This window comes from Dickeya lacustris (assembly GCF_029635795.1).
Taxonomy (GTDB): Bacteria; Pseudomonadota; Gammaproteobacteria; order Enterobacterales; family Enterobacteriaceae; genus Dickeya; species Dickeya lacustris.
The window spans coordinates 596,901-608,839 of sequence record NZ_CP114280.1; the positions used below are offsets into that span (position 1 = coordinate 596,901).

Genomic DNA, 11,939 nt, shown 5'->3' on the forward strand with positions numbered 1-11,939 from the left:
AGCACATCACCGGGTAAATAACGGGCAAAAAGGTAAATAACAGGCAAAAAAAGAGACGGGGGTTGCCGTCTCTTGGTTGATTCAGATGATGATGCGAATCAGGAAGCCAGTTTCCCCAATGCCAGACTGGCGATTTTATCACCAGCCACCGCAGCGTCGATTCCCAGGGATGCGCCGCCCGCGCCGCGCAGGTTCAGGTTGCTGTTGCCGGTATCACCGGCGACGGCGCTTTTCACCATTCCCAATGCCTGGCGGAATTTATCCATGCTGGCACCGGTCATGCCGTCATCATCAGGCTTACTTAACGCATTCGCCCAGGATTTATCATCCGTTTTCGGTGAGCTCCAGCCATCTTTTTGGTATTGCGGTTTGCCAAATACTTCGGGGTATTGATCCATAAGCTGGCCGACTTCTTTTGCCAGCGCACGGTCTTCTTTGTCCACAAAGTGGCGGTTATTGCCATCAACATGGGTGCTGACGTTGCTTAATGCATGCAGCGCCGAGTTCTGCCCCACGCCCATGCCAATAGCGTTACCCAGTTGGTTAAATGCGCCTGCGCCATTCAGCCCCTGAAGGCCACCCGCCCCCAGCGACAACGGAGAAAATCCGCCCATGGCCTGGCTCAGGCCGTTGCCCAAAATCGACGACAGCGCATTATTCAGGCCGCCGCCAAACGCATTCATGTTGCCCTGGGTCATCTGGCTGGCATTCAGCAGGCTGTTTGCCAACTGGTTGGATTGATTCGTTAATTTTGTCACGGTGTCGTGGCCGAGCAGGTCATCAAGCGCTTTATCAAACAGGGTTGACAGCGCATCCGTACCGGATTTCGGCGCTGATAACAGGTTACTGCCGCCTGCGGCATTGCCCAGTGGACTCAATGATGAAGCCAGCGCATTTTTCCCAGACTGCGCCCCCCCCATGCCACCGCCAAACATCAGCGATGTCAGTGTAGACGTCAGTTTATCGAGCGTACCACTGAGCTTATCCAGACTTGAGCCCAGAGAAGAAGCGGCACTACCCAGCCCTTTCAGCCCCTGATTGCCCAGCCCCAATCCCGCAACGCCCAGATCGGCGCCGATGTGCGCTTTGATAGTAATTTGCATGATGTTATTTCCTTTTTGTGTCAGGTATTGGCGTAAATATCTGCAACGGATGCCTGCGCCATGTCTGATGCAGGCATCCAGCTGGATACTTGATAAATGAGTGATAACAGCGGCAAAACGGTTCCAGATATTGTGTTTATTAACGTAAATCGTGTTTATTACCGTAAATTGCGTTTATTAGCGTAAATCGCACCGTTACCCGTCAGCGGTTTGGCCGTGTGCTATCAGCTGTCGCATCAACAGTGTCTGGCATCGGCCACGGTGGTTTGGGGTGCGGGCGCATCCGCCGCCGTCAGCGAGACCCCGGCAAGCGCCGACAACGACTCGATAATCCGTGGGGATGCCTCGGGTTCATCAGGCAACGGCCACCAGATAATCAATACGTTATGACCATTCAGGCAGAGATGGCTGCCCTCATACTGTTCGGCGTACTGATGGCGGCGGCTCAATACGGCGCGTAACAGGCCGGGTGTCTGCCGCGAGGGTTGAATCTCCGCCATCACCACCCACCCGGTGCCGCTATGCTGGTGTATCAGCTCGATTCCCGGTTGGGCAAACCAACGCCCAGGCTGATGCCGGGTAACAGCCGCCAGCCAACTGGCAGCGCTGCCATATGACGGGATGGCGTCATTCATGGCACGGCCACTTGTGTAAAATCAGCTATGCCGGGGCGCAGGTCGGCTTGCCACCAAATCACCAGTTGCCGTGGTTGTGGTTCAGGGCGACAACTGGCGCTACTGCAAACCGACGATGAGGGCGCGCGCGTGCTACAGGCGCTGAGGAGCAAGGTGGCGCATAGCAGCGCCAGGCATGGATACCGCATAGGTTTTTCTCCCAGAATAAGCTGAAAGTCACACCCGGATACCGGCGCATACGTTGATGCGCCATGAAGGTTCGCCGGGTTTATCGAGCATTACGGATTCAGTAGCGAAGCGCGCACAGGCGGCGCGTTTTTCGCCGGTAAGAGCGCCAGATACACTTCGGTGGATTCACCGGGCGCCAGCGTGGTTTTCGGCCAGGCGGCGACCGCCAGCGTGCGGTTACTGGCGCAACTGGCCTCATCAAAGCGTTGCGGTTGATGCCCGGTATTTTTCACTACGCCAACGGCCAGGCTGATAGAGAGATTGCTGTACCACTGATGGCGGCCCGGTTGATAACTCAGCGACGGGGCAGTGCGGCAGATTTCGGATAAGCGCGCACCGCTGCTATCGATGGTAAATCCGGCTGGCGTTTGGCCGCTGGCCAGATCGCGCAGCGCGCTTTCGACCATGCCAAACAGGTTGGTTTTACTGTTACGCTCGGCAACGCGCCCCATGGCATCATTGAGTTGGCGGCGGTTATCGGCTGAGACAAAGCGCGTCGGATCGTTCTGATCGCCAATCAGGTGCGGCGTGAGGATAAAGAGCCGCTCGCGTCGGGAAACTTCATGCTGGCGTGAGGTAAACAGTTTACCGATCCACGGGATGTCGCCCAGCAGCGGGACACGTTTATCGCGATCGCCGCTCTCTTCAACGTGAAAGCCACCCAGCACCAGCGCGCGGTTTTCGCCAATCAATGCCTGCGTGCTGACGGTGCCGCGCTTCACGCCGGACGCCGTGCCTTCAGTGTTGGTTTCGACCTGGCCGTCTTCTATATCGATGACCAGTTGGATACTGCTCAGGCTGCCACGCCCGACCACGCGTGGCGTCACCTGAAGGCTGGTGCCAGCGGTAACGGGCTGCACATTGGCAACGCGCTCGCCTGTGGCGGTAATAAATGCCGTGCGGCTGAAATCAATCACGGCAGGTTGGTTCTCCAGCGTCAGGACTGACGGATTGGCGACAATCGATGCCGTGCCTTCCCCTTCCAGCGCCTGGATATCTGCAAAAAAGCGTTTGAAATCGCTGACAAATAACGTACTGGAGCCAGACATCATATTGGCACCGCCGGTCACAGCGCCCAGTTTCCCTTGCCAGTTCGCCTCCAGTCTTGAGAGCGCGGTGCGATCCACATCCAGAATAATGGCATCGATATTCACCAGGTTTTGCGGCACATCGATTTTGTCGATCAATTGCTGGTATTCATCGCGGCGTTTTTCATCATCACGTACCAGCAGGGCATTGTTGCGCACATCCGCCGACACTTTACCGTTGAGCTGATCTTTCTTGCTGCGCCCGGCGCTCGCGCCCCCGCCACTGTTACGGGTAGCCAGTCTGGCTAACATGCCGCGCGCATTCATTTCGATGGCCTGATTCGCCTCCGTACCGGTGCTGCCTGCCGCCGCCATGCTGTTATCGCCACTGCCGCCGCTGCTTGCGCCAACGGGGTTGCTGCGGTTTCCATCCATCAACTCATTTAAGATGGTCGCTACGCCGGGGATAACCAGCCGCTGATCGCGATATTGGATGGTGCGATCGGAAACGGAGGCATAACGCAGCGGGAAGATCATCACTTTGCGGCGGTCGTCTTTGGTTTCTCGCTGTTGACTAAAATTGCGGATCAGGTTGACGTATTCCGCCGGGCCGGTGACTAACACCACCCCCTCTTCGGGCAGCTCGCCCCAGCCGAAGCGTGAATCCAGCAGCCCAATGCCGGTCAGCGCCTGTTTCATGTCCGGGGCGGCATCTTGCGAGACTTCAATACGCACGGAGGTTTGTGCGTCCTGCGGGCTGACATACAGCACGTTGTTATACACAAACCACTGAAAGCGGTGTTCCAGCGCCAGACGGTCAAGAAACGCCACCGCGTTATCCGCACGAATTTTGGCGTCGATATTGACATCATCGATGTTGCCAAGCACCAGATCCACGCCATGACTGTTGGCGAAATCCTGCAAAATCACCGACAGCGGCGTTTGTTCAGCGGAATAGGCGTAAGCGCCTTTACTCCAGTCCGGTGGCGTTAGCGCATGCGCCATCGGTATCATGCCCAGCAACAGCACGCACCAGCAGAACAAGCGGTAAAGAGTCAATAAAAATGCATACAGCGCATTACGCATGCTGATCTCCTTGCAAAAAAGCCAGTGTTTTCAGATTCAGCGGCGACAACGATGCTGACCGCGTCACCGGCGCCAGCAATCCTTGCCACGCATCCCGCTGATTAACCAGCGCTTCCAATGTTCGGCACAGCAGTACCGCATCGTCCGGTTCATGCCGCGTCAATAACCATAATTTCCCGTCAACCGACAAACTGAGCGAGGCCGCCTCTGTGCCAAGACGCAACACTGCCGCGCAGGAGTAACGCAACGCCGTTTGTAGCGTGCGCTCATCGACGCGGTACGGCAGAGCAATCATCGCGGCCGCGCCGATGCCGTTATGACGACGGGCCAACAGCACCTCGCCGCCATCAATCTCAAGCCGCATCTGGCCCGTTGCACTGTTCAGCCAACGCTCAATCAGCGTGACCAACTCAGTTGAAGTCATTGATGATGGCCTTCGCCAGCCCGTGTTTGACACTCAGCATCTGGCCTGCCGCCCAGTTAGCGTTCGAGTAATCCATGCTGGCTTCATAGAAGGCATAGCTATCTGACAGGCTGACATCCCCTTGCGACACGCTCAGGGCAATGTCGTCAAGCCGGGACTGCGCATCAACAAACGCGCTGTCCAGCCGACGTTGAATCGGTGAAGGTGAAGACATAATCGCGAACTCCCGTGACGTTAACCGGCCAAATGACCTGTTGTTATGTGGCAGGCGGGATACGGCAGTTCCCTTAAAGGCAAAAAAAGCGCCTCACACCGTCAGCATCATGACGGGAGACGAACCCATAACGGGAAACGAGCCGCAGCGGGAATAGCAGCAACAGGAAATAGCGAGAAGACGGGGAAAAAACGCATAGCGGTCATCATAAACAGGCTGCGGCAGACGCGCGCAGCCTGTGGGGTTATATCACGCGATTAAAACGGCGTGCGGCCATATTGGTAGCGGTAGAAACGGCGGTATTCTGGTTTCTGCGGATTATCCGAGGCCAGCGTTTTTTGCAGCGATTTGCCGCCAATCAAACCCGTGATGCCGTAGGACAACAGACTGGTTTGTTTATCAAGCTGGTTGATAAGGTCACTTTTGTTGCCTGCGGCAAGTAAATCAAGATAACTGTTTTCCAGTTGACTCAACTGCCGGGCAGATGCCTCCCAGTTAGGGTCAAACGACACCAGTTGCTGCAAGAACGCAATCGGCGCGACCCCTTTTCCCTGATACAACGCCGAGATTTCATCCTCTTTGCTGACCGGCGCTGAGTGACGGAACCCTGCCATCACCAGTTTGGCGCGTTTGGCTGGCCCTGCGACTTTGCCCATCTGTTCAGTGATGAAGTGATACCAGCGGTAGTCAAACGCAAAGCTTGAGCGCGCATCATAGCGGGCGCTGTAGACGAAAGTCTCAAACACTTCACGCCCACCGAACCACTTGCTTTCCAGCTCGGCCAAAATCTGCGCCAGCGTTTTGTTTTTCAGGATAGCGTTAAAGGCATTGGTGTCTTTATCAGAATCCTGCTGCCCTTGCACCGGGTCTACCACCACCAGACGCAGGGTTTTCGCCTTGGCCCAGACGCCCGGCGCCTGGTTCAACGTCGCCAGCTGATAGAGTTCAGCCAGAAACTCGGTCAAGCCGACGGCTGCACCCCGGCTATGGCCACCCACCACCAGTTGGTACTCCTTGAGCGTTTGCAGGTAATCGACCAGCGGGAACAGGCTGTTGAGCGTCACCACATCGGCACGATCATCATAGCCGTTGACCTGATCGTAGAGCACACCCAGTTTTTCGCTGAGATCGGCAAAGCTGCCGGTCCAGGTCTCGCGCTTTGCCAGCGCCTGGGTTTTGGTCAGCATCGCTGCCGTGCCGATGCCGTCAATCGCCACAACGGCACTAAACCCGCTGATGTCAACATTGGCCAGAAAGTCCTGTTGGGTGGTGCCAGTTCCGCAGAACCAGATAAGCACTTTTTCCATGATTAACCTCGTTATAGTAACAATACAGTGACAATACGAAAGGTGTTCGTCAGGGCAATGAACCGGTATAAGGTAGCGAACGCGTCGGCGGGCTGGCCTGGAAGAAATTACGCCATTTCAGGCGGCAATGCGTGAACGGTATAGCCCATCAAGCCATGGTGGTACAAACCATAGTGGTAAAAACCATGACGGTAAAAACCATGATGATAACAGCATGATATGCCGATACCGGTGTGTCAAAAGCCGTCCGTTGCCGATGTATTACGCCGTCAAGCCGCAATCATTGCGATAACGCGTCAGCGCCGTCGGGTTATCCAACCCCCCGTCAGCAATTGCTGTGGCGCTGTGCAATAACCTTACCGAATTAGCCTGCGAAATTAACGTCATGGATGTTGTCTGGCGGCGGATACACCTGATTGCCATCAGGGTTCGGCATTTTCAGGCTGGGGAAGCGGCAGTAAACTGGCCACGGCTTGCTGCCAGCTTAGGGTCATCACCCCCTGCGGCGTCATCAGTTTCAGCGTATCGTGCGCTAATGACTCATCGCCACTGAGCACCCACCCCAGGTGGTTGTGCTCAGAAAGCCAGGCCGATACGTCCGATTGTTTCTCCGGGTGGCAATAGAGCCGCCCATGTCCACCACCGCCCTGAGTCCGTAATAATTGTCGCAACAGCGCCGGGTAACGCTCGGCGTCCGGTAGCGTGGTTAGCAGTTGCAGCATCGCCTCATTGAGCAGTTGACCGCACTGCGACACCATCCACGTCTCCATTTGCTCGCGCTCTTGCTGCCAGCCCTGCAAGATATCATTTGCCTGATGCCAGAACTGCTGTTCTGCCTGACTGGTCGCATGCGCAATCGCCTCCTGCGCCTGCTGCCGGGCCTGCTCAAGCAAGGCATTGGCTTGCTGATGGGCCACGTCGATTACCGCCAGTCCCTGCTGATGCTGCTGTAACTGCCCGGCGGAAATCACCGGCGAGTCATCGATATCCGTACCTGCAACTAACGTTAACCGCCTCTTCGTCAACATAACTCCACTCCCTGATGTTGATGACATCAGAGCGCGCGACACAGGCACCACCCCGCCATGCCGTGGCTGCGCACTCCGTTCAACGTACTCATCTCGACGTACTGAATTCGACGTACTGAGTTCAAGCCGCATAATAAGTTTTTCGAAAATAATTTACCAACTAAACTATTCGATACAGAACAGAACACTGTCGTACTGTATGCCAAACCGGGTTGTGTCTCACCGCAGCGGTGCCCCGCTATGCTTCACCTTGTCTATCAAGGTGTTGAGTATCACGGTGTTGTGTATCAAGGTCTTGTCTATCAAGATGTTGAGTATCAAGGTCTTGTCTATCAAGATGTTGAGTATCAAGGTGCGGTGTCTTACCGGCAAACGCCGCTTCGTCCGCCGCCTTCCAGATAATGGCATCGCAGAGCGCCGAGACCCGGCCCAGCGGCACGCTATCACGCCATGAAGCCATGTCAGGCTGTTGCGCTTCGCGTGGATATCCCATTTCACATGGATAGAGCAATTGCAGGCGCGACCCACAGATCTCCGGGAAACGGCAAGACAGGATTGCCAGCGCAGCCTGCCGTGGCAAGGGGGTGACATTCAGCGCGGCAGGCAGCCACATCCCGGGGCGCAGCGCTTTGGCTAACCGCCGACACCACAACGTGAGCGCCTCTGGCAGCGGATAAACGCTCTCGCGGCAAACGCTGGCTATCAATATCAGAACGCGCTCACGCTGCCGTGCATTCAACTGCGCCAGTTGCAACAGGGCCGGTTGCGGTGCCGGTGGCAACGTGGCTGGCAGGTTGAGGCGACGACACAGCGCCGCATGCTGTAACGCCGCCAGCGCCATGTCACGCTCTGCTATGCGCCCGTCACACCAGCTTTTGTCAGCCTGCTGCAAACAGCCATAACACCACCAGCGACTCCAGACGAGCCGCGCGTTTGCCTCGGCATCATCCAACGCACTGCCGTTATCCCGTGTGTGATTGACTTCGCTGTCGTTGTGCATTCATCAGGCTCCGGCATCCGGTTGCACGGTTTTTTTCCGCGCCTGAAACTGCACCCACCACGGTTTCCCAAAACGCCACCCCAGCACCCCGGCAAGCGTCAGCGCCAGCAATGCCGCCAGCCACTGCAATTGGCCCATCGCCTGCGGTGTGAGCTGAAATGGCCCCAGCGACACTTTGGGAATATGGTCTTTATACGGTTCCGCCGGAACGAACACGATAGCCAAATCTTTCTCATTTTTTCCGGCAAGCCCCGGAATACTGCTGGCCACCATACGTCGGATACGCGGTTCAATGCTGTCGGGCTCAAGCTCCGGGCGGTACTTAATGAACACCGCCGCCGAAGCCGGTTGAATCGGCTCCCCGGGTGCGATTCGCTCAGGCAACACCACATGTACACGCGCCACCAGCACGCCATCAATTTGCGTCAGGGTGGCTTCGACTTCCTGAGACAAGGCATAAATATAACGGGCGCGTTCTTCCAGCGGTGTCGAGATAACCCCGGTTTTCTGGAAGACCTGCCCCAGATTGGTTCGGGCCTGACGGGGTAATCCGGCGGCATTAAGAATATTGACGGCCCGTTCAATGTCTTTTACGTCAATCAGAATCGTTACACCGTTTTTGTCCGTGCGTTTTTCCGCCGCAATGCGATAACCGCCAAGGGCGGCAATCACTTCGTTGGCATCGTTTTCCGTCAAACCACGGTGCAATTCAACGCGATCGCCGCAGGCCGCCAGCAAAAAAACCAGCCATAACAAGAGGAGTCGGTGCAGAACGAATTTATTCATCATGCCGCCATGGGTTGTGTGTTGATAATGACAATGTGTTGATAATTATCCGGTGTTGATAATTACCGTGCGATGACCATTGAGGTTGATGGTTATTGCTGGTTAATGACTATTGCAGGTCAATGACTATTACTGGTCAATGACTATTGCAGGTTGGTGAGCTTTTCCAGGCTCTGGACACTCTTGGCCACCACCTTGGCATTCAGCAGGCTCTCCAGATAGAACGACGATAAGGTGCGGGTCGCATCCATCACATCTTTGGGGTTATTGCTATTAATGCTTTTGCCAACCTTACGCTCTGCCTTCTGTAACATGTTTTCCAGATTGTCAGATTTTTCCGCCAGCGCGCCCAACAAGGCTTTGTTGTCGGCCACTGGCGCAGACTGGGCCGCAACAGTAGGGTCAAGGGCAGCGCTGAACCAGGCGACATCCGATTGTGCTGGCAACGATTGTGCAGGCACCGATTGCGCAGGCACAGTGGTACTGCGCGCTTCACCATCACCAATCGTTCCCTGAAGTTCGCTGACGCGGTTGATTTTCATCATGAGTCCGTTCCTCTCGATGGATGTTGACAGGATAAAAAAAACCGGGGGAGCGTCCCCCCGGCAATCGACATTTGGTGGGCAATTAGAACTGGATGGCTTTTGCCGCTTTCTGCCCGGAGTTCATGGCTTTAGTGGCGGAGTCCATCTGGCCGTCAGTGATTGAACTGATGGCGTCGGTTTTCATTTTCTGTGACTGGGCGGCAGTGGTCATTGCGGTAGTCTGCGCCATGGTTTTGTCCAGCGTCTGCATTGAAGCCATTGCTGCTGCGTTAGAAAGTCCCATCATGATAGATATCTCCAGTTAATAATTAATTGAATGACTTGATTGACTTGATAAAGTGAATTTCGCTACTGAACCTTGCGACTAACACAGTCATCGTGTTCATAAGTTAAGTAGGAGATAGCCTGAGGTGGTTCCGACAGAGATTCACTTTTTTTCCCCTGGTGGTGATAACAGGGTAATGCCCTGAAGATTACACGCCCCGAGCCGCCACATTGAGCAGCTTGATACGGTGATACAGCGTGCGTTTGGGGATACCCAATTCGTTCACGACGGTATCAATACAGTGATCGTTACGCTGTAAAGCCTCCTGAATGAGAAAGCGCTCTATGCGCTGCAAGCGCCCTTTTAACGAGGTACACGACTCACTCTCTGGGGCCGCGTGCGGTGTGCTGCCCATCGGCACCGGTGATAACCCCAGCACCCAGCGTTCGGCCGCCGCTTTTAACTCGCGCAGGTTGCCCGGCCAGCCGTGCATCAAGAGTTGCTCTTGTATACGCGCCGGAATACCCGGTATCGGGCGTTTAAGACGAGCGGCGGCATCATGCATAAAACGCTGAAACTGCGGCAGAATAACCTCGGTGCGCGCCCGCAGCGTCGGCAACTGAATTTTTACCGTGTCTAGCCGAAAATAGAGGTCACGCCGAAAGCGTCCGGCATCAACCAGCTGATGCAGCGGGGTTTGTGTGGCGACGATGACGCGCATGTCCACCGGTTTGAACTGCGTACTGCCCAGTCGCTCAATGCCGCGACTTTCCAGCACTCGCAACATTTTTGCCTGTAACGTCAAGGGCATGCTGTCGATTTCATCCAGAAACAGAATGCCTTTATCGGCCGTTTCCAGATACCCGGCGCGGGAACGGTGGGCACCGGTATAGGCACCGGACACCACGCCAAATAATTCGCTCTCCGCCAGCGTTTCCGGCACAGCCGCACAGTTCACCGCCACCAGGGGCCCGCTACAACCGGATAACTGATGAATGCGCCGCGCCAGCGTATCTTTGCCGGTGCCGGTTTCCCCTTCCAGCACGATATCGACATTCAGTGGTGCGATAGTGTGAATCAGTGCCGTCAGCGAACTGTGAATGTCTTCCGCGCCTGAGACACCGTAGGCGTAAGCCCCCGGTGAATAAGAGCCGGGTGACGTGGATGAGGTTATCCCGGCCGCCACCGTCTGGTGATTCGGCGGTTGCGGGGATGAAGGCACTGCGGGTTTGCTATTCCTGATTATCATGACAACTCCTGTATGTTTGAGCTATTCCATTATCACCCTGCCTGAAAAGCCGGTTACACCACCGGTGATAGGCTTTATCCGGCGACCATCTCGTCATCCTGACGATTCCCTGACGATATAAATCGTGAAAAATACGTTTTTTAATCACGCCGTTAACAACGTATTGATGGTCGTTGTAAGCATTACCGGCAATGCATCAACAAACCATCAGCCGGGGGCTGAAGTTAAGGTAGGAATTCGGGCGCAAAAAGTAGGAATAATCTGACACGCAAGGGGGGCAATCCCCGCGCAACGCCGCTGCACTGCGGGCAAACAGGTGCATCATCTGGCCATACCGCCGAACAATGATGCGACCTATTTTATCGATTGATCAATCTTATTATCAGGCGATTAAACGCTGACTCAGGGCGTACTTCACAATATCGGCATTGGTCGTGAACTGCATTTTCTCCATCAGCCGGGATTTGTGGGTACTGACCGTTTTATTGCTGATAGCCAGCGCCTGCGCAATGGCATTGACGCCCTGCCCTTGCGCCAGCATCACCATTATCTGGTGCTCTCGGGCGGTGAGCAGTTCATGCCGCCCCTCGCCGCGATACTGGCAATCGGCAAAGACAATCTGTTCGGCAATGCTGTGGTCAATATAGCGAGCGCCCTGGGCCACCCGACGGATTGCCGACAGCAGCGCCTCCGGGTCTTTATCCTTGGTGATATAGCCAAGCGCGCCGCTTTTTAGCACCCGGCGCGCAATTTGCGGTTCACTGTACATACTCAGCACCAGAATCGGCAGGCGTGGGTACTGCGCGACAATGCGGATAATCAGCTCCTCGCCGCAAATACCCGGCATGCTCATATCCAGCAACAGTAAATCGATGTGAACCTCGCGCAGTTGCGTTAATACCTGCGACCCCGTACCGGCCTCCGCGACAACCTCCAGCGCCTCATCCAGCGCAAAGATCTGTTTTAATCCTTCACGCATGATCACGTGATCATCGGCGATCATCAGCTTTATACGTCTGTCCATCAGCTTTATTGTCCTCT

15 protein-coding genes are annotated in these 11,939 nt (G+C 55.5%); all 15 read right to left on the reverse strand.

Features of this window, described 5'->3' with window-relative positions; translation table 11 throughout:
* Positions 1-98: 98 nt before the first annotated feature.
* The 15 genes from hrpN to O1Q98_RS02730 all read right to left on the reverse strand — a co-directional run bounded on the left by hrpN (position 99) and on the right by O1Q98_RS02730 (position 11,922).
* Positions 99-1,103 carry a harpin HrpN gene (gene hrpN, locus O1Q98_RS02660; protein WP_125259348.1) on the reverse strand — a complete coding sequence of 335 codons (1,005 nt, stop codon included), beginning with the start codon at positions 1,101-1,103 and terminating at the stop codon, positions 99-101.
* Positions 1,104-1,339: 236 nt separating this feature from the next.
* Entirely contained in the window at positions 1,340-1,738 is a 399-nt protein-coding gene (locus O1Q98_RS02665; protein WP_125259347.1) for a hypothetical protein, read from the reverse strand.
* Positions 1,735-1,926, reverse strand: a complete 192-nt coding sequence (gene hrpT, locus O1Q98_RS02670) for an HrpT family type III secretion system protein (protein ID WP_125259346.1) — start codon at positions 1,924-1,926, stop codon at positions 1,735-1,737. Before hrpT ends, O1Q98_RS02665 begins: the two co-directional genes overlap by 4 nt.
* A 90-nt stretch (positions 1,927-2,016) precedes the next feature.
* Positions 2,017-4,080 (reverse strand): type III secretion system outer membrane ring subunit SctC, encoded by a 2,064-nt coding sequence (sctC, locus tag O1Q98_RS02675; protein WP_125259345.1) that lies wholly within the window; start codon positions 4,078-4,080, stop codon positions 2,017-2,019.
* The gene (locus tag O1Q98_RS02680; protein WP_125259344.1) at positions 4,073-4,504 is read right to left on the reverse strand and encodes a type III secretion system chaperone; all 432 of its coding nucleotides are present in this window, start codon (positions 4,502-4,504) and stop codon (positions 4,073-4,075) included. Before O1Q98_RS02680 ends, sctC begins: the two co-directional genes overlap by 8 nt.
* Positions 4,491-4,718: a type III secretion protein HrpF gene (locus O1Q98_RS02685; RefSeq protein ID WP_125259343.1), complete on the reverse strand. Its 228-nt coding sequence runs from the start codon at positions 4,716-4,718 to the stop codon at positions 4,491-4,493. Before O1Q98_RS02685 ends, O1Q98_RS02680 begins: the two co-directional genes overlap by 14 nt.
* A gap of 257 nt (positions 4,719-4,975) precedes the next feature.
* Positions 4,976-6,025: a phospholipase gene (locus O1Q98_RS02690; RefSeq protein ID WP_125259342.1), complete on the reverse strand. Its 1,050-nt coding sequence runs from the start codon at positions 6,023-6,025 to the stop codon at positions 4,976-4,978.
* Positions 6,026-6,286: 261 nt separating this feature from the next.
* Positions 6,287-6,412 carry a hypothetical protein gene (locus tag O1Q98_RS02695; protein ID WP_269975672.1) on the reverse strand — a complete coding sequence of 42 codons (126 nt, stop codon included), beginning with the start codon at positions 6,410-6,412 and terminating at the stop codon, positions 6,287-6,289.
* Between the two features lie 35 nt (positions 6,413-6,447).
* Complete coding sequence (gene sctL / locus O1Q98_RS02700; protein ID WP_125259341.1) at positions 6,448-7,053, reverse strand: type III secretion system stator protein SctL; 606 nt, start codon at positions 7,051-7,053, stop codon at positions 6,448-6,450.
* A 238-nt stretch (positions 7,054-7,291) separates the two neighbouring features.
* A complete protein-coding gene (locus tag O1Q98_RS02705; protein WP_205744250.1) occupies positions 7,292-8,053 on the reverse strand; it encodes a serine kinase in 762 nt (253 codons plus the stop codon).
* A gap of 3 nt (positions 8,054-8,056) precedes the next feature.
* Positions 8,057-8,839: a type III secretion system inner membrane ring lipoprotein SctJ gene (gene sctJ / locus O1Q98_RS02710; RefSeq protein ID WP_125259340.1), complete on the reverse strand. Its 783-nt coding sequence runs from the start codon at positions 8,837-8,839 to the stop codon at positions 8,057-8,059.
* Between the two features lie 143 nt (positions 8,840-8,982).
* On the reverse strand, positions 8,983-9,384 hold the full coding sequence (locus O1Q98_RS02715) for an EscI/YscI/HrpB family type III secretion system inner rod protein (protein ID WP_125259339.1): 402 nt from the start codon (positions 9,382-9,384) through the stop codon (positions 8,983-8,985).
* An 82-nt stretch (positions 9,385-9,466) separates the two neighbouring features.
* Positions 9,467-9,673, reverse strand: a complete 207-nt coding sequence (locus O1Q98_RS02720) for a type III secretion system major pilin HrpA (RefSeq protein ID WP_205744253.1) — start codon at positions 9,671-9,673, stop codon at positions 9,467-9,469.
* 184 nt (positions 9,674-9,857) lie between these two features.
* Entirely contained in the window at positions 9,858-10,898 is a 1,041-nt protein-coding gene (locus tag O1Q98_RS02725) for a sigma 54-interacting transcriptional regulator (protein ID WP_125259337.1), read from the reverse strand.
* Positions 10,899-11,280: 382 nt separating this feature from the next.
* Positions 11,281-11,922: a response regulator gene (locus tag O1Q98_RS02730; RefSeq protein ID WP_125259336.1), complete on the reverse strand. Its 642-nt coding sequence runs from the start codon at positions 11,920-11,922 to the stop codon at positions 11,281-11,283.
* Positions 11,923-11,939: the final 17 nt, after the last annotated feature.